The sequence below is a fragment of the Pseudomonas sp. ASL4 genome (assembly GCF_056680395.1).
The window spans coordinates 1,432,501-1,451,614 of sequence record NZ_CM155280.1 but is presented as its reverse complement, the minus strand read 5'-3'; the positions used below and the strand labels follow the sequence as shown (position 1 = coordinate 1,451,614).

At 54.4% G+C, this 19,114-nt stretch carries 13 protein-coding genes, 4 tRNA genes and 2 rRNA genes (1 of these 19 cut by a window edge); all 19 read right to left on the bottom strand.

Going from position 1 to position 19,114, the window contains the following annotated elements:
* Positions 1-4: 4 nt before the first annotated feature.
* On the bottom strand, positions 5-376 hold the full coding sequence (gene rpsL / locus AC1MEW_RS06445) for a 30S ribosomal protein S12 (RefSeq protein ID WP_002555494.1): 372 nt from the start codon (positions 374-376) through the stop codon (positions 5-7).
* A gap of 216 nt (positions 377-592) precedes the next feature.
* Positions 593-4,792, bottom strand: coding sequence for a DNA-directed RNA polymerase subunit beta' (gene rpoC, locus AC1MEW_RS06440; RefSeq protein ID WP_201190742.1), 4,200 nt, complete (start codon positions 4,790-4,792; stop codon positions 593-595).
* A gap of 64 nt (positions 4,793-4,856) precedes the next feature.
* The gene (gene rpoB / locus AC1MEW_RS06435; RefSeq protein WP_201198229.1) at positions 4,857-8,930 is read right to left on the bottom strand and encodes a DNA-directed RNA polymerase subunit beta; all 4,074 of its coding nucleotides are present in this window, start codon (positions 8,928-8,930) and stop codon (positions 4,857-4,859) included.
* 219 nt (positions 8,931-9,149) lie between these two features.
* A complete protein-coding gene (gene rplL, locus AC1MEW_RS06430) occupies positions 9,150-9,515 on the bottom strand; it encodes a 50S ribosomal protein L7/L12 (RefSeq protein ID WP_008145490.1) in 366 nt (121 codons plus the stop codon).
* A gap of 80 nt (positions 9,516-9,595) precedes the next feature.
* Positions 9,596-10,096 carry a 50S ribosomal protein L10 gene (rplJ, locus tag AC1MEW_RS06425; RefSeq protein ID WP_010467255.1) on the bottom strand — a complete coding sequence of 167 codons (501 nt, stop codon included), beginning with the start codon at positions 10,094-10,096 and terminating at the stop codon, positions 9,596-9,598.
* Positions 10,097-10,294: 198 nt separating this feature from the next.
* Complete coding sequence (gene rplA, locus AC1MEW_RS06420) at positions 10,295-10,990, bottom strand: 50S ribosomal protein L1 (protein WP_128872506.1); 696 nt, start codon at positions 10,988-10,990, stop codon at positions 10,295-10,297.
* Positions 10,990-11,421: a 50S ribosomal protein L11 gene (gene rplK / locus AC1MEW_RS06415; protein WP_042561349.1), complete on the bottom strand. Its 432-nt coding sequence runs from the start codon at positions 11,419-11,421 to the stop codon at positions 10,990-10,992. Before rplK ends, rplA begins: the two co-directional genes overlap by 1 nt.
* 117 nt (positions 11,422-11,538) lie before the next feature.
* Entirely contained in the window at positions 11,539-12,072 is a 534-nt protein-coding gene (nusG, locus tag AC1MEW_RS06410) for a transcription termination/antitermination protein NusG (protein WP_054052239.1), read from the bottom strand.
* Positions 12,073-12,081: 9 nt separating this feature from the next.
* A complete protein-coding gene (gene secE, locus AC1MEW_RS06405; RefSeq protein WP_008145488.1) occupies positions 12,082-12,450 on the bottom strand; it encodes a preprotein translocase subunit SecE in 369 nt (122 codons plus the stop codon).
* Positions 12,451-12,495: 45 nt separating this feature from the next.
* A tRNA-Trp gene (locus AC1MEW_RS06400) sits at positions 12,496-12,571 on the bottom strand.
* Positions 12,572-12,624: 53 nt separating this feature from the next.
* Positions 12,625-13,818 (bottom strand): elongation factor Tu, encoded by a 1,194-nt coding sequence (gene tuf / locus AC1MEW_RS06395; RefSeq protein ID WP_007896619.1) that lies wholly within the window; start codon positions 13,816-13,818, stop codon positions 12,625-12,627.
* 84 nt (positions 13,819-13,902) lie between these two features.
* Positions 13,903-13,978, bottom strand: a tRNA-Thr gene (locus AC1MEW_RS06390).
* A gap of 26 nt (positions 13,979-14,004) precedes the next feature.
* Positions 14,005-14,078: transfer RNA gene (locus AC1MEW_RS06385), tRNA-Gly, on the bottom strand.
* A 24-nt stretch (positions 14,079-14,102) separates the two neighbouring features.
* A tRNA-Tyr gene (locus tag AC1MEW_RS06380) sits at positions 14,103-14,187 on the bottom strand.
* Positions 14,188-14,330: 143 nt separating this feature from the next.
* Positions 14,331-14,771 (bottom strand): hypothetical protein, encoded by a 441-nt coding sequence (locus tag AC1MEW_RS06375; protein ID WP_201255365.1) that lies wholly within the window; start codon positions 14,769-14,771, stop codon positions 14,331-14,333.
* 8 nt (positions 14,772-14,779) lie between these two features.
* Entirely contained in the window at positions 14,780-15,529 is a 750-nt protein-coding gene (locus tag AC1MEW_RS06370) for a pantothenate kinase (protein WP_480425727.1), read from the bottom strand.
* Positions 15,519-16,478, bottom strand: a complete 960-nt coding sequence (birA, locus tag AC1MEW_RS06365; RefSeq protein WP_323570335.1) for a bifunctional biotin--[acetyl-CoA-carboxylase] ligase/biotin operon repressor BirA — start codon at positions 16,476-16,478, stop codon at positions 15,519-15,521. The genes AC1MEW_RS06370 and birA overlap by 11 nt, the downstream gene beginning before the upstream one ends.
* Before the next feature lie 136 nt (positions 16,479-16,614).
* Positions 16,615-16,730 (bottom strand): 5S ribosomal RNA (rrf, locus tag AC1MEW_RS06360).
* A gap of 173 nt (positions 16,731-16,903) precedes the next feature.
* Positions 16,904-19,114 (bottom strand): 23S ribosomal RNA (locus tag AC1MEW_RS06355); it runs 681 nt beyond the window's last position.

Genomic DNA, 19,114 nt, shown 5'->3' with positions numbered 1-19,114 from the left:
GCTACTACTTAGGCTTCTTGGTACCGTACTTCGAACGACCCTGGTTACGACCTTTAACGCCGGAAGTATCCAAAGAACCGCGTACGGTGTGGTAACGAACACCTGGCAAGTCTTTTACACGACCGCCGCGGATCAGTACCACGCTGTGCTCTTGCAGGTTGTGGCCTTCACCGCCGATGTACGAGGAAACCTCGAAACCGTTGGTCAGACGCACACGGCATACTTTACGCAGTGCCGAGTTAGGTTTTTTCGGCGTGGTGGTATACACACGGGTGCATACGCCACGACGTTGCGGGCAGTTCTGCAGCGCAGGCACGTCGGATTTCTCGACGATACGCTTACGCGGCTGACGTACCAGCTGGTTGATAGTTGCCATCTACTAGCTCCACTGTTGTCTTGCGACGCTATTGTCTTGCAAGAAAAGCAAAATGGCAGGAACGAATTCCCGCCAAATTTAGGGGTACAAGAGTCTAAAGAGGATCTTGTCCCCAGTCAAGGCAAGGCCCCGACCTCTCCGCTCATCCAACCTCGACAAATTGTCTCGATTCGATGAACGGAGCGGCCGGGGCCCCACGCTTATTTACTACAGAACTCAGTTACCGCTCGAGTTCAATGCTTCGGTCAGTGCAGCTTCCACTTCACTGGCGCTTACACGCAACGGTTTGTCAGCTTCACGGCGACGCTTGCGCTCGCTGTGATAAGCCAGACCGGTACCCGCCGGGATCAGACGACCCACGACTACGTTTTCTTTCAGGCCGCGCAGGTAATCGCGCTTGCCGGTTACCGCCGCCTCGGTCAGTACGCGAGTGGTTTCCTGGAAGGAAGCCGCCGAGATGAACGATTCGGTGGACAACGACGCCTTGGTGATACCCAACAGCACGCGAGTGAACTTGGAAACGAATTTCTCGTCGCCCGCCAGACGCTCGTTTTCTACCAGAACGTGAGTCAATTCCATCTGGTCGCCCTTGATGAAAGTGGAATCGCCGGATTCAGCGATTTCAACTTTACGCAGCATCTGACGCAGGATGGTCTCGATGTGCTTATCGTTGATCTTCACGCCTTGCAGACGATAAACGTCCTGGATCTCGTTCACGATGTACTTGGCCAACGCACTCACACCCAGCAGTCGCAGGATGTCGTGTGGATCGCTTGGGCCGTCGGAGATAACTTCGCCGCGGTTTACCTGTTCGCCTTCGAAGACGTTCAGGTGACGCCACTTCGGAATCAGCTCTTCGTACGGATCGCTACCGTCGTTCGGGGTAATGACCAGACGGCGCTTGCCCTTGGTCTCTTTACCGAACGCGATGGTGCCGCTGACTTCAGCCAGAATCGAGGCCTCTTTCGGACGACGGGCTTCGAACAAGTCGGCAACACGCGGCAGACCACCGGTGATGTCGCGAGTTTTCGAAGTTTCTTGCGGGATACGGGCGATAACATCACCGATCGCAACCTGCACACCATCCGCTACACCAACCAGGGCGTTAGCCGGCAGGAAGTACTGGGCCGGTACGTCGGTACCTGGCAGCAGCAGATCCTTGCCATCGACACCGACCATCTTAACGGCTGGACGAATGTCTTTACCGGCAGCTGGACGGTCTTTGGCGTCGAGTACTTCAATGTTGGTCATACCGGTCAATTCGTCAGTCTGACGCTTGATCGTGATGCCTTCTTCCATACCCACGTAGGTCACGGTACCTTTCATTTCGGTAACGATTGGGTGAGTGTGCGGATCCCACTTGGCCACGATTGCGCCAGCGTCGACCTTGTCACCTTCTTTAACCGAAATCACAGCACCGTACGGCAGCTTGTAACGCTCGCGCTCACGACCGAAGTCATCAGCGATTGCCAGCTCACCGGAACGGGACACAGCAACCAGGCAACCATCCACTCGCTCAACGTGCTTCAGGTTGTGCAGGCGGACGGTACCGCCATTCTTCACCTGAACGCTGTCAGCAGCAGAGGTCCGGCTTGCCGCACCACCGATGTGGAACGTACGCATGGTCAGCTGGGTACCCGGCTCACCGATGGACTGGGCAGCGATAACGCCGACCGCTTCACCGATGTTCACCTGGTGACCACGAGCCAAATCACGGCCGTAGCACTTGGCGCAAATGCCGTAGCGGGTTTCACAGCTGATCGGCGAACGCACGATCACTTCATCGATGCTGTTCAGCTCGATGAACTCGACCCACTTCTCGTCTACCAGAGTACCAGCAGGAACGATGATTTCTTCGGTACCTGGCTTGTACACGTCACGGGCAATAACACGACCCAATACGCGCTCACCCAACGGCTCAACAACGTCACCGCCTTCAATGTGCGGAGTCATTACCAGGCCATGTTCGGTGCCGCAATCGATCTCGGTCACAACCAGATCCTGCGCCACGTCTACCAGACGACGAGTCAGGTAACCGGAGTTCGCAGTTTTCAACGCGGTATCCGCCAAACCTTTACGAGCACCGTGAGTGGAGATGAAGTACTGAAGTACGCTCAAACCTTCACGGAAGTTCGCAGTAATCGGCGTTTCGATGATGGAACCGTCCGGCTTGGCCATCAGGCCACGCATACCGGCGAGCTGACGGATCTGCGCAGCAGAACCCCGTGCGCCCGAGTCGGCCATCATGTACATCGAGTTGAAAGATTCTTGGTCGACTTCGACGCCATGACGGTCGATGACTTTCTCTTTCGAGAGGTTGGCCATCATCGCCTTGGAAACTTCGTCGTTCGCCTTGGACCAAAGGTCGATCACTTTGTTGTACTTCTCGCCCTGGGTTACCAGGCCGGAGGCGTACTGACTTTCGATCTCTTTCACTTCATCAGTGGCAGCACTGATGATGCGGGCTTTTTCATCCGGGATAACGAAGTCGTTAACGCCGATGGAAACGCCGGAAATGGTCGAATAGGCAAAACCGGTGTACATCAACTGGTCAGCGAAGATCACGGTCTCTTTCAAACCAACCACGCGGTAGCACTGGTTGATCAGCTTGGAGATCGCCTTTTTCTTCATCGGCTGGTTGACGACATCGTACGACAGGCCAGGTGGAACAACCTGGAACAACAACGCACGGCCGACAGTGGTGTCGACGATACGGGTGTTCTTGACGCTGCCGCCATCACGATCGTTAACGGTTTCGTTGATCCGCACTTTGACTTTAGCGTGCAGTGCGGCTTCGCCGGCACGGAACACACGGTCAACTTCTTGCAGATCCGCGAACACACGACCTTCGCCCTTGGCGTTGATCGCTTCACGAGTCATGTAGTACAGACCCAATACAACGTCCTGCGACGGAACGATGATTGGCTCACCGTTGGCTGGCGACAGAATGTTGTTGGTCGACATCATCAACGCACGCGCTTCCAACTGGGCTTCCAGTGTCAGCGGTACGTGCACGGCCATTTGGTCGCCGTCGAAGTCGGCGTTGTACGCAGCACAGACCAACGGGTGCAGCTGGATAGCTTTACCTTCGATCAGTACTGGTTCAAACGCCTGGATACCCAGACGGTGAAGGGTCGGTGCACGGTTGAGGAGAACCGGGTGTTCACGGATCACTTCAGCGAGAACGTCCCAAACTTCCGGCAGCTCGCGCTCAACCATCTTCTTGGCAGCTTTGATGGTGGTAGCGAGACCACGCATTTCCAGCTTGCCGAAAATGAACGGCTTGAACAGCTCGAGAGCCATTTTCTTCGGCAGACCGCACTGGTGCAGACGCAGGGTCGGACCTACGGTAATTACCGAACGACCGGAGTAGTCAACACGCTTACCGAGCAAGTTCTGACGGAAACGACCTTGCTTACCCTTGATCATGTCAGCCAGGGATTTCAGAGGACGCTTGTTGGAACCAGTGATAGCGCGGCCACGACGACCGTTGTCGAGCAGCGCATCGACGGCTTCCTGCAACATACGCTTTTCGTTACGCACGATGATGTCCGGAGCGGACAGATCGAGCAGACGCTTCAAGCGGTTGTTACGGTTGATCACTCGACGATACAGATCGTTGAGGTCGGAAGTCGCGAAGCGACCGCCATCCAGCGGGACCAGTGGACGCAGATCTGGCGGCAGAACCGGCAGAACGGTCAGCACCATCCATTCTGGAAGGTTGCCGGAACCCTGGAAGGCTTCCATCAACTTCAGACGCTTGGACAGCTTCTTGATTTTGGTTTCGGAGTTGGTTTGCGGAATTTCTTCACGCAGACGGCCAATCTCGTGTTCCAGATCGATAGCGTGCAGCAGTTCACGGACAGCTTCGGCACCCATGCGGGCATCGAAATCGTCGCCAAACTCTTCCAGCGCTTCGAAGTACTGCTCGTCGTTCAGCAGCTGACCTTTTTCAAGGGTGGTCATGCCTGGATCGATAACGACATAGCTCTCGAAGTAGAGAACGCGTTCGATATCACGCAGGGTCATGTCCATCAGCAAGCCGATACGCGACGGCAGCGATTTCAGGAACCAGATGTGGGCAACTGGCGAGGCCAGTTCGATGTGCGCCATGCGCTCACGACGAACTTTTGCCAGCGCGACTTCAACGCCGCACTTCTCGCAGATCACACCACGGTGCTTCAAGCGCTTGTACTTACCGCACAGGCACTCGTAATCCTTTACCGGGCCAAAGATCTTGGCGCAGAACAGGCCGTCACGCTCAGGTTTGAACGTACGGTAGTTGATGGTTTCCGGCTTTTTAACTTCACCGAACGACCACGAACGGATCATCTCAGGCGATGCCAATCCAATACGGATGGCGTCGAACTCTTCGACTTGACCCTGGTTTTTCAGCAAATTCAGTAGGTCTTTCAAGGCCTTTCCTCCTGGCGGAGCAGAGAGCGGGCAATCCTGCCCCGCTCTCGATTCGCGTCACGTGTTATTCGGTTTCCAGATCGATATCGATGCCGAGGGAACGAATTTCCTTGATCAACACGTTGAAAGACTCGGGCATGCCCGGCTCCATACGGTGATCGCCGTCCACGATGTTTTTGTACATCTTGGTCCGGCCGTTCACATCGTCCGACTTCACTGTGAGCATTTCTTGCAGAGTGTAAGCAGCACCGTATGCTTCCAGTGCCCAGACCTCCATCTCCCCGAAACGCTGACCACCGAACTGTGCCTTACCACCCAGCGGCTGCTGGGTAACCAGGCTGTACGAACCGGTAGAACGAGCGTGCATCTTGTCGTCTACCAAGTGGTTCAGCTTCAGCATGTACATGTAGCCAACAGTAACCGGGCGCTCGAACTTGTTGCCGGTACGGCCGTCGGTCAGCTGCATCTGGCCGCTTTCTGGCAGGTCTGCCAGTTTCAGCATGGCCTTGATTTCGCTTTCCTTGGCGCCGTCGAACACTGGAGTGGCCATTGGAACGCCGCCACGCAGGTTCTTCGCCAGATCCAGGATTTCCTGGTCGGAGAAGCTATCCAGATCTTCGTTACGACCGCCGATCTGGTTGTAGATCTCGTCGAGGAATTTACGAAGCTCAGCGACTTTGCGCTGCTCTTCGATCATCCGGTTGATCTTCTCGCCCAGACCTTTAGCCGCGAGGCCGAGGTGAGTTTCAAGGATCTGACCAACGTTCATACGCGAAGGTACGCCCAACGGGTTGAGGACGACGTCGACCGGAGTGCCATTGGCATCGTGCGGCATGTCTTCAACCGGCATGATCACGGAGACCACACCTTTGTTACCGTGACGACCGGCCATCTTGTCGCCCGGCTGGATGCGGCGACGGATTGCCAGGTAAACCTTGACGATTTTCAGCACGCCCGGAGCCAGGTCATCGCCCTGCTGCAGCTTGCGCTTCTTGTCTTCGAACTTGTCGTCCAGCAGACGGCGACGATCAACGATGTAGGCCTGGGCCTTCTCGAGCTGCTCGTTCAGAGCATCTTCAGCCATGCGCAGTTTGAACCACTGACCATGCTCAAGACCGTCGAGAACTTCGTCGGTGATGTCCTGACCTTTCTTCAGACCAGCGCCGCCTTCGGCTTTGTGGCCGACCAGGGCGGAACGCAGACGTTCGAAAGTTGCGCCTTCAACGATACGGAACTCTTCGTTCAGATCCTTGCGGATCTCGTCGAGCTGAGTCTTCTCGATCGACAGTGCACGAGCATCACGCTCAACGCCGTCGCGGGTGAAGACCTGTACGTCGATGACGGTACCCTTGGTGCCGGTAGGCACACGCAGGGAGGTGTCTTTAACGTCGCTGGCTTTTTCACCGAAGATTGCACGCAACAGCTTCTCTTCCGGAGTCAGTTGGGTCTCGCCTTTCGGAGTGACCTTACCAACCAGGATGTCGCCTGCGCCAACTTCAGCACCTACGTAAACGATACCGGCTTCGTCCAGCTTGTTCAGTGCAGCTTCACCCACGTTCGGGATGTCTGCAGTGATTTCCTCTGGCCCAAGCTTGGTGTCACGTGCCACACAGGTCAGTTCCTGAATGTGGATCGTGGTGAAGCGATCTTCTTGAACAACTCGTTCCGACAGGCAGATGGAGTCTTCGAAGTTGTAACCGTTCCAGGCCATGAACGCGATGCGCATGTTCTGACCCAGTGCCAGCTCACCCATATCGGTGGACGGACCGTCAGCCATGATGTCGCTACGCTGAACCCGATCACCTTTACGCACCAGCGGACGCTGGTTGATGCAGGTGTTCTGGTTGGAGCGGGTGTATTTGGTCAGGTTGTAGATGTCGACACCAGCTTCACCGGTCTCAACTTCATCATCAGCAACACGAACCACGATACGGCTGGCATCAACGGAGTCGATCACGCCGCCACGACGAGCCACGACGCAAACGCCGGAGTCACGAGCTACGTTACGCTCCATGCCGGTACCGACCAGCGGCTTGTCAGCGCGCAGGGTTGGTACAGCTTGACGCTGCATGTTCGAACCCATCAACGCACGGTTGGCGTCATCGTGCTCGAGGAACGGGATCAGCGACGCTGCAACCGAAACTACCTGCTTCGGCGATACGTCCATCAAGGTGACGTCTTCCGGCGCCTTGACGGTGAACTCGTTCAAGTGACGAACAGCTACCAGTTCGTCGATCAGCATCTTCTTGTCGTTCATCGTGGCCGAAGCCTGAGCGATCACGTGATCAGCTTCTTCGATGGCGGACAGGAAGACGATCTCGTCGGTGACCAGAGCGTCTTTCACCACACGGTACGGGCTTTCGAGGAAGCCGTACTGGTTGGTGCGCGCATAGGCGGCCAAGGAGTTGATCAGACCGATGTTCGGACCTTCCGGCGTTTCAATCGGGCATACACGACCGTAGTGAGTCGGGTGTACGTCACGAACTTCAAAGCCAGCACGCTCACGAGTCAAACCGCCAGGGCCGAGTGCAGAAACACGACGCTTGTGGGTGATCTCGGACAACGGGTTGTTCTGGTCCATGAACTGGGAAAGCTGGCTGGAACCGAAGAACTCTTTCACCGCCGCAGCCACTGGCTTGGCGTTGATCAGGTCTTGCGGCATCAGGCCTTCGCTTTCAGCCATCGACAGACGCTCTTTGACCGCACGCTCAACACGTACCAGGCCAACGCGGAACTGGTTCTCGGCCATTTCGCCTACGCAGCGAACACGACGGTTACCCAGGTGGTCGATGTCATCGACGATGCCTTTACCGTTACGGATGTCGACCAGAGTCTTCAGAACCGCGACGATGTCTTCTTTGCACAACACGCCCGAACCTTCGATCTCGGTACGACCGATACGACGGTTGAACTTCATCCGGCCGACCGCAGACAGGTCATAGCGCTCAGGGCTGAAGAACAGGTTGTTGAACAGAGTCTCGGCAGCGTCTTTGGTTGGCGGCTCGCCTGGACGCATCATGCGATAGATCTCGACCAGCGCTTCCAATTGGTTGCTGGTGGAGTCGATCTTCAAAGTGTCGGAGACGAACGGACCGCAGTCGATATCGTTGGTGTACAGAGTTTCGATACGAACAACCTGGGACTTGGCGATTTTTGCCAGGATCTCGGTGTTCAGCTCGGTATTGCACTCTGCCAGGATTTCGCCGGTTGCCGGATGCACGATGACCTTGGCGGTAGTACGACCCAGGACGTAGTCCAGAGGCATGACCAGCTCTTTGATCCCGGCTTTTTCCAGCTGGTTAATGTGGCGAGCGGTAATACGACGACCCTGCTCGACAATAACCTTGCCCTTGTCATCGACGATATCGATAGCGGCAATTTCACCACGCAGGCGCTGAGGCACCAATTCCAGGCTGATGCTTTCGCCCTGCACGTGGAATACGTTGGTGGTATAGAACGCGTCGAGCACTTCTTCAGTGGTATAGCCGAGCGCGCGCAGCAGTACCGATGCAGGCAGCTTGCGACGACGGTCGATACGCACGAACACGCAGTCTTTCGGGTCGAACTCGAAGTCCAACCACGAACCGCGGTAAGGAATGATGCGCGCGGAGTACAGCAGTTTACCGGAGCTGTGCGTCTTGCCACGGTCGTGGTCGAAGAACACGCCCGGGGAACGGTGCAACTGGGAAACGATTACACGCTCGGTACCGTTGATTACGAAGGTACCGTTCTCAGTCATCAGGGGGATTTCACCCATGTAGACTTCTTGCTCTTTGATGTCCTTGATCGCTTTGTTCGACGATTCTTTGTCGAAAATGATCAGGCGCACTTTTACCCGCAAAGGTACGGCGTAAGTTACACCGCGCAATACGCATTCTTTGACATCAAATGCCGGCTCGCCCAAGCGATAACCGACGTACTCCAGCGCAGCATTGCCGGAGTAGCTGATGATCGGGAAAACGGATTTGAAGGCCGCATGCAGGCCCACGTCGCGGAACTGATCTTTAGTCGCTCCCGCTTGCAAGAATTCACGATACGAATCCAGCTGGATGGCCAGGAGGTACGGCACATCCATGACGTCCGGCAACTTGCTAAAGTCCTTGCGGATACGTTTTTTCTCAGTATATGAGTAAGCCATCAGCGTTCCCCAGCTTGGTCACCTGCTTGTTTGGCCCCTCCCGACGGGAGCAGCCAGAAAATCGTGCAAACCCCATGGTTTGCTCCACCGCATCGGGTGGTTACAGCTCGTTATCAGCACCGACCCAGTCGGCTGCCAGTAACGGAAAAAGGCCGGTGGCAAGAGCCACCAGCCATCAGCCTTTCGCTTAACGCTCGGGCTGGAGGTGCAAGTCGATGCTTACTTCAGCTCGACTTTAGCGCCTGCTTCTTCCAGAGTGGCTTTGGCTTTGTCAGCTGCGTCTTTCGAAACAGCTTCCAGAACCACGCCAGGAGCGCCGTCAACTACAGCCTTGGCTTCTTTCAAGCCCAGACCGGTCAGTTCACGTACTGCCTTGATCACGTTAACTTTCTTCTCGCCAGCTTCCAGCAGCATGACGTTGAATTCAGTTTGTTCTTCAACAACAGCAGCGACAGCAGCTGGACCAGCGGAAGCAGCGGCAGCGGAAACGCCGAACTTCTCTTCCATGGCCTTGATCAGCTCAACGATTTCCAGAACGGATTTTTCGCCGATTGCTTCGATGATTTGGTCGTTAGTCAGAGACATGACTATAAATTCCTGTATTGGGGTGACAGCCTACGCGGCCATCGAAATAAACAATAAACGCTGAAAGGAGTGGCTCAGCCTTAGGCTGCAGCAGCTTCTTTCTGGTCGCGAAGAGCCGCCAGAGTACGAGCCAATTTGCTGGTAGCGCCTTGAATCACGCTCATCAGCTGGGAAATGGCTTCGTCACGGGTCGGCAGGCTTGCCAGTACGTCGATCTGGTTAGCTGCGAGGAACTTGCCCTCGAACGCAGCTGCCTTGATCTCGAACTTATCCTGACCTTTGGCAAACTCTTTGAAGATGCGGGCAGCAGCGCCCGGATGTTCTTTGGAGAATGCAATCAAGGTCGGGCCAGTGAACACGTCGTTGAGCACGTCATATTGAGTGCCAGCAACGGCGCGCTTGAGCAGGGTGTTACGTACAACGCGTACGTAAACGCCAGCTTCACGAGCCTCTTTACGGAGTCCGGTCATAGCGCCTACTGTCACGCCGCGGGCATCAGCCACAACAGCAGACAGAGCAACTTGGGCAGCCTTGTTGACTTCAGCGACGATGGCCTTCTTGTCTTCAAGTTTAATTGCCACGGGAAAAACTCCTGCTTGTTACCGTTTCATCCAACCGGGGCCGGATGTCGTTTTGGTGTCTGATTCGGTAAGGAACCGGGAGCACCATCTGCGTAGGCTTGAGGTTTAAGACTTGCGTCGCCTACGGTCTTGGATAGCCCCCGCCAGGCAGGGACCCCAATTTTTCAATTGGCGCAATCGCTTGCGCCAATTTTTGTCTTACGCTTCCAGCGAACCTTGGTCGATGACCAGGCCCGGGCCCATGGTGGTGCTCAGGGTAATGCGCTTGACATAAATGCCTTTCGAGGAAGCCGGCTTGATACGCTTCAGATCAGAGATCAGCGCTTCAACGTTTTCCTTCAGCTTGACGGCATCAAAGCCGACTTTGCCAACGGAGGTGTGAATGATGCCGTTTTTGTCGGTGCGATAACGAACCTGACCAGCCTTGGCGTTTTTAACCGCGGTAGCTACGTCCGGGGTTACGGTGCCGACTTTAGGGTTAGGCATCAGGCCACGTGGACCGAGGATCTGACCCAACTGACCCACAACGCGCATTGCATCCGGGGATGCGATAACTACGTCATAGTTCAGGTCGCCGCCTTTCATTTCGGCAGCCAGGTCGTCCATACCTACACGGTCAGCGCCGGCAGCCAGAGCGGCCTCAGCAGCTGGACCCTGGGTGAACACAGCAACGCGAACAGTCTTGCCAGTGCCGTGTGGCAGCACAGTAGCGCTACGAACAACCTGGTCGGATTTACGCGGGTCAACACCCAGGTTTACAGCAACGTCAAACGACTCGCTGAACTTGACAGTCGACAACTCAGCCAGCAGAGCAGCAGCGTCTACAAAGTTGTAGGACTTGCCTGCTTCGATTTTGCCGGCGATAGCCTTTTGACGCTTGGTCAACTTAGCCATTACACACCCTCCACGTTAAGGCCCATGCTACGAGCAGAACCGGCGATAGTACGCACGGCCGCGTCCATATCAGCTGCAGTCAGATCCGCGTTTTTGGTTTTCGCGATTTCTTCCAGCTGAGCACGGGTAACGGTGCCAACCTTAACGGTGTTCGGACGAGCGGAACCGCTAGTCAGACCAGCAGCTTTCTTCAGCAGAACCGAAGCAGGCGTGGATTTGGTTTCGAAAGTGAAGCTACGGTCGCTGTAGACAGTGATGATCACTGGAGTCGGCAGACCTGCTTCAATACCCTGAGTACGGGCGTTGAAAGCCTTGCAGAATTCCATGATGTTCACGCCGTGCTGACCCAGAGCAGGACCAACAGGTGGGCTTGGGTTAGCCTGAGCGGCCTTCACTTGCAGCTTGATGTAAGCGGTAATCTTCTTGGCCATGAGGCACTCCAATTACGGGTTCGAACGCCTCGAAAGGCTCCCCGGTTACTTGCGCGTTTATCCCAGTGACGACAAAACCCCACAGCCTAGGGCTGTGGGGTTGGGATGCTTGTTCGGCTAGACCTTTTCGACCTGGCTGAACTCTAGCTCTACCGGAGTAGAGCGGCCGAAAATGAGCACTGCCACTTGGATCCGGCTCTTTTCGTAGTTAACTTCTTCAACCGTGCCGGTAAAATCAGCAAACGGTCCGTCGTTGACACGCACCGACTCACCTGGCTCGAAGAGCGTCTTCGGCTTCGGCTTGTCGCTACCATCAGCAACACGACGCAGAATCGCTTCTGCCTCTTTATCTGTGATTGGCGCTGGCTTATCAGCAGTACCGCCGATAAAACCCATCACCCGAGGAGTATCCTTGACCAAGTGCCAAGTCCCCTCATTCATGTCCATCTGAACCAGCACGTAACCTGGGAAGAACTTGCGCTCGCTTTTGCGTTTCTGGCCATTACGCATTTCAACCACTTCTTCAGTGGGAACCAGAATTTCGCCGAAGCCATCTTCCATGCCAGCCAGCTTTACGCGCTCCAACAACGAGCGCATGACATGCTTCTCGTAACCGGAGTAAGCATGCACAACGTACCAACGCTTAGCCACGGGACACCCTTAGCCGACAATCAAGGAAACAAGCCAGCCGAGGAGGGAATCAAGCCCCCACAACAGCAACGCCATAACCAGAACAACAGCCACAACAATCAACGTGGTCTGCGTGGTTTCTTGGCGAGTTGGCCATACGACTTTACGAATCTCGGTGCGAGCTTCCTTAACCAGTACAAAGAAAGACTTGCCCTTGACAGTCTGCAGGCCTACAAAGGCAGCTACAGCAGCAATGGCGAGCAAAGCAAGTACGCGGTACAGGATCGGCGAAGCAGAGTAATACTGATTGCCAACAACGCCAACAACCACCAAAGCGACTACTACTAGCCACTTGAGCAGATCGAAGCGAGAGCCTTGAGCTTCAGCTTTAGGAGTCATCTATGAAGATCCTGTGAAAAGAAAGCCAGACACACCAAGTGAATCTGGCAGGTCAGGAGGGAATCGAACCCCCAACCTACGGTTTTGGAGACCGTCGCTCTGCCAATTGAGCTACTGACCTAAAACAAAATCAGGCCGACCATTATGCCGGCCCGAAAAAGACATTACAACAATTTACTCGATGACTTTGGCTACGACACCAGCGCCGACGGTACGACCGCCCTCACGGATAGCGAAACGAAGACCATCTTCCATCGCGATGGTTTTGATCAGGGTGACAGTCATTTGAACGTTGTCACCCGGCATCACCATCTCAACACCTTCTGGCAATTCACAGTTACCAGTCACATCCGTAGTACGGAAGTAAAACTGCGGACGGTAACCCTTGAAGAATGGCGTGTGACGACCACCCTCTTCCTTGCTCAGAACATAAACCTCTGCTGTGAACTTGGTGTGAGGCTTGACAGTACCCGGCTTGACCAAAACCTGGCCACGCTCAACATCATCACGCTTGGTACCACGAAGCAAAACACCGCAGTTCTCGCCAGCACGACCTTCGTCGAGCAGCTTGCGGAACATTTCAACACCAGTACAAGTAGTTTTGACAGTGTCACGAAGACCAACAATCTCAACTTCTTCCTGAATGCGGACAATGCCACGCTCAACACGACCAGTCACAACAGTACCGCGACCGGAGATCGAGAAAACATCCTCGATCGGCATCAGGAACGGCTTATCAATAGCACGCTCAGGCTGCGGAATGTAGCTATCCAGAGTCTCAACCAACTTCTTGACGGCAGTCGTGCCCATCTCGTTGTCGTCTTGACCGTTCAACGCCATCAGCGCAGAACCAATGATGATCGGAGTGTCATCACCTGGGAAATCATAAGTACTCAGCAGATCGCGCACTTCCATCTCAACCAGCTCCAGCAGCTCTGCATCATCAACCATGTCAGCCTTGTTCAGGAAGACAACGATGTACGGAACGCCAACCTGGCGAGACAAAAGGATGTGCTCACGAGTTTGCGGCATCGGACCATCAGCGGCCGAGCAAACCAGAATCGCACCATCCATCTGAGCAGCACCGGTAATCATGTTTTTTACGTAGTCGGCGTGACCTGGACAGTCAACGTGTGCGTAGTGACGCACGGCCGAATCATACTCAACGTGAGCGGTGTTGATGGTGATACCACGAGCTTTTTCTTCTGGGGCGCTATCGATCTTGTCGAAGTCGACCTTTGCCGAACCGAAAACCTCGGAGCAGACACGGGTCAGCGCAGCGGTCAAAGTAGTTTTACCGTGGTCGACGTGACCAATGGTGCCTACGTTAACGTGCGGCTTATTACGTTCGAACTTTTCCTTAGCCATCGAAGCAACTCCCAGCAGAAGAATTGAGCAAGTAACATCAGCCATTAAAACAAAGGCAGATATTTTCATATCTGCCTTGTTATATGGAGCTCTTGAGCGGATTTGAACCGCTGACCTCACCCTTACCAAGGGTGTGCTCTACCAACTGAGCTACAAGAGCGCAACACTGTGCAGGACCTGCAAACTTGGAGCGGGTAGCGGGAATCGAACCCGCATCATCAGCTTGGAAGGCTGAGGTTCTACCACTAAACTATACCCGCGGAGCTTGCAGCTCTCGCTAAAAATGGTGGAGGGGGAAGGATTCGAACCTTCGAAGTCGTAGACGTCAGATTTACAGTCTGATCCCTTTGGCCGCTCGGGAACCCCTCCTAAGCGAGCCAGCATTCTATATCATGCCAGCCTTCTGTCAAGCATTTTCTCATTAAAAACCTGAGGTTAGCTGCGTTGACACCGCTTTTGCACTGTTTACCGTTAAAGGTGTTCACTGCGAAGCGGGCGCCATTCTATGCAAACTATTCGACGGGTGCAACCCCCTCGCACTGCATTATTTTATGTTTTAACTCATTGAATTCTTTGGAAAGGTTTTGCAGTTTCGAGTCATCCAGTAAACGCCGGCCTTCGGGTGCAACACGAAGCCAAAATCCCCCTGATTCAGGGGAGTCCTTTGGCAAGGACTGAACCCTTATATCCATACCGCTCAACCGGCGCTCGATAGCCTGTGCTGTCTCCTGTCGAGCAACGCCTCCGACATAGAGACAATCAGTATCCCCCTGGAGGGGCTTTGCCTTATCTCGAGCGGATTCAGTCGTCTCACTTAACAGGCGAATGTCCTGCTGAGAACCTCGATACAAGCTCAAAGGCGTCACATCCTTCGCACGAAGGGGCGCCTCTTGTTGATGCCAGACGTAATAAAACACATTGAGCACAAGTAACAGCAGAAACAACCAACGCATAAGAAACCTCAGGGCAAAGGACAAGCCATAGCCAAGCCTACAAACACCAGATCGGGAACCACCCTGGCCTCAGGCACGATCGCGGAGACTAGGTCGGCATCACCACCAGTGAGAAATACAGTAAAACTTTCCCCCAAATAGCTACGCGCCAACTGTAGCTGCGTCAGGACAAATCCTCTGAGCATCAAGGAGCAACCCCTTTCAACAGCTTCAACGGTTGTGCGACCAGGTACAAGACTTTCCAGCGCTCGCTCAGCCGCAACATCCCCGTAGCGAATCCGACGCGTATGGGTGCGCAGCTGGTTGCGCATCAAAGGCATTCCGGGACAAATGAACCCGCCTAAATGCTCTCCATCGCGAGCTATAAAGTCCGCCGTGACAGCCGTACCGAAATCCAGCACGAGGCATGCGCCGGAGGCGAGATGAAACCCTCCAAGCATCGCTAGCCAGCGGTCGAGACCAAGCTTTTCGTGATCTTCGTACCCGTTACGAACCCCAGACATCTCGCGAGCGGGCGCAGCGCATGTCACAGACACCCCAAAAGCCCCTGTCAAAATGGAGATCAGGCTGGTGGTTTCTTCAGCAGTCCTGACACTTACCAATCGACAATGCCTGAGAGCCGACACACCAAATTTTTTCAGACCCTCCAACAATGCGAGATCCGAGTCGACGACCCCTTCTGCAACTACGAGCCGGACGTCCGCGCCGAGTACTCGCCACTTGATAAAGCTGTTGCCACAATCGAGCTCAAGAATCATCACGCAACCTCAAACTGAGCTCGCCACCGCTAAATACTTTTTCCACACCATCCACCTTCAAGCGCAGAGCACCCTGACTATCGATACCTACTACAACGCCATCTATCTGGTTAACGCCTGCGATCAAAGAGACGGCTCGCCCTTGCCATAGATGGTTCTGCTCCCACTCAGCATGAATGGCGGAAAAACCACCGCGCTGATGACGCCCCAGGTAATCCTGTAGCACCAATCCAAGCTCTTTCACCAAGCGATTACGATCAAATACCCGGCCAGATTCAAGACGCATGGAGGTCCACTGCTGATCAACCTCATCGGCCGCCTGCATGTTTACATTGATTCCAACCCCCAACACCACATGACACACATCAGCGGGATCCCCCACCAACTCGAGCAGTATGCCGGCGATCTTTTTTTGGCCAACAAGAAGATCATTAGGCCACTTCAACCCCACACCCGCGACGCCCTGCTCCCGCAAGGCGCGCATCACCGCAAGCCCCACCACCAAGCTCAAACCTTCCAGCTGCCGCATTCCACCTTCAATGCGCAGCACCAGGCTGTAATAAAGGTTTTCTGCAAATGGACTCACCCATTTTCGCCCCCGCCTACCGCGCCCGGCAGTCTGTCGCTCTGCAAGCACTAGGAAAGGCGCAGCCTGCCCTCGCTCGATAGCACGCAAGGCTTCTGCATTAGTAGAGTCAATAGAATCGAAGACTTCGACAGGCCAACCACAGGCAGACGACTTGCCATTTATCTCAGCGGGATCAAGCAGCATCAATGGAGCAGCCAATTGATAGCCACGACCACGCACAGCATGGATAGGCAAGCCCAACTCAGCCTCTAAATGCTGAAGTTGCTTCCATACAGCACTACGACTGATACCCAGGGCAACACCCAAGGCCTGACCTGAATGGAATCGACCATCCTTTAGAAGCTTTAACAACGTCAGCATGCAAGTCTCGCCTCACAATGAGGCCCGAATAATAGCCATGCCCCGAGCCGTTGCATAGAAACCATAGAGGTCGGATTTTTCTTCGGGCAAAACAAAACCCCTACCTGCATACGCAGATAGGGGTTTCGGAATTTAATCTTGACGATGACCTACTCTCACATGGGGAAACCCCACACTACCATCGGCGATGCATCGTTTCACTGCTGAGTTCGGGATGGGATCAGGTGGTTCCAATGCTCTATGGTCGTCAAGAAATTCGGTAGCCAGGTCGTTCTCCTTGCGGAGTACGCTCCAGCGAATGGGTATGTGATAGATCGTGGTGTTTTGTGAGTGCCTCGAACTTTCGGTTCGTTTCGTCTTCACACACCGCAATCTGGTGCTCTTTCGCTTTTCAGCTCGAAGCAAGCAAATTGCTTGGGTGTTATATGGTCAAGCCTCACGGGCAATTAGTATTGGTTAGCTCAACGCCTCACAGCGCTTACACACCCAACCTATCAACGTCGTAGTCTTCGACGGCCCTTCAGGGGACTCAAGGTCCCAGTGAGATCTCATCTTGAGGCTAGTTTCCCGCTTAGATGCTTTCAGCGGTTATCTATTCCGAACATAGCTACCCGGCAATGCCACTGGCGTGACAACCGGAACACCAGAGGTTCGTCCACTCCGGTCCTCTCGTACTAGGAGCAGCCCCTCTCAAATCTCAAACGTCCACGGCAGATAGGGACCGAACTGTCTCACGACGTTCTAAACCCAGCTCGCGTACCACTTTAAATGGCGAACAGCCATACCCTTGGGACCGGCTTCAGCCCCAGGATGTGATGAGCCGACATCGAGGTGCCAAACACCGCCGTCGATATGAACTCTTGGGCGGTATCAGCCTGTTATCCCCGGAGTACCTTTTATCCGTTGAGCGATGGCCCTTCCATACAGAACCACCGGATCACTAAGACCTACTTTCGTACCTGCTCGACGTGTCTGTCTCGCAGTCAAGCGCGCTTTTGCCTTTATACTCTACGACCGATTTCCGACCGGTCTGAGCGCACCTTCGTACTCCTCCGTTACTCTTTAGGAGGAGACCGCCCCAGTCAAACTACCCACCATACACTGTCCTCGATCCGGATAACGGACCTGAGTTAGAACCTCAAAGTTGCCAGGGTGGTATTTCAAGGTTGGCTCCACGCGAACTGGCGTCCACGCTTCAAAGCCTCCCACCTATCCTACACAAGCAAATTCAAAGTCCAGTGCAAAGCTATAGTAAAGGTTCACGGGGTCTTTCCGTCTAGCCGCGGATACACTGCATCTTCACAGCGATTTCAATTTCACTGAGTCTCGGGTGGAGACAGCGCCGCCATCGTTACGCCATTCGTGCAGGTCGGAACTTACCCGACAAGGAATTTCGCTACCTTAGGACCGTTATAGTTACGGCCGCCGTTTACCGGGGCTTCGATCAAGAGCTTCGCGTTAGCTAACCCCATCAATTAACCTTCCGGCACCGGGCAGGCGTCACACCCTATACGTCCACTTTCGTGTTTGCAGAGTGCTGTGTTTTTAATAAACAGTCGCAGCGGCCTGGTATCTTCGACCGGCATGGGCTTACGCAGTAAATGCTTCACCCTCACCGGCGCACCTTCTCCCGAAGTTACGGTGCCATTTTGCCTAGTTCCTTCACCCGAGTTCTCTCAAGCGCCTTGGTATTCTCTACCCAACCACCTGTGTCGGTTTGGGGTACGGTTCCTGGTTACCTGAAGCTTAGAAGCTTTTCTTGGAAGCATGGCATCAACCACTTCGTGTTCTAAAAGAACACTCGTCATCAGCTCTCGGCCTTAGAATCCCGGATTTACCTAAGATTCCAGCCTACCACCTTAAACTTGGACAACCAACGCCAAGCTGGCCTAGCCTTCTCCGTCCCTCCATCGCAATAACCAGAAGTACAGGAATATTAACCTGTTTTCCATCGACTACGCTTTTCAGCCTCGCCTTAGGGACCGACTAACCCTGCGTCGATTAACGTTGCGCAGGAAACCTTGGTCTTTCGGCGTGGGTGTTTTTCACACCCATTGTCGTTACTCATGTCAGCATTCGCACTTCTGATACCTCCAGCAAGCTTCTCAACTCACCTTCACAGGCTTACAGAACGCTCCTCTACCGCATCACCTAAGTGATACCCGTAGCTTCGGTGTATGGTTTGAGCCCCGTTACATCTTCCGCGCAGGCCGACTCGACTAGTGAGCTATTACGCTTTCTTTAAAGGGTGGCTGCTTCTAAGCCAACCTCCTAGCTGTCTAAGCCTTCCCACATCGTTTCCCACTTAACCATAACTTTGGGACCTTAGCTGACGGTCTGGGTTGTTTCCCTTTTCACGACGGACGTTAGCACCCGCCGTGTGTCTCCCATGCTCGGCACTTGTAGGTATTCGGAGTTTGCATCGGTTTGGTAAGTCGGGATGACCCCCTAGCCGAAACAGTGCTCTACCCCCTACAGTGATACATGAGGCGCTACCTAAATAGCTTTCGAGGAGAACCAGCTATCTCCGAGCTTGATTAGCCTTTCACTCCGATCCACAGGTCATCCGCTAACTTTTCAACGGTAGTCGGTTCGGTCCTCCAGTTAGTGTTACCCAACCTTCAACCTGCCCATGG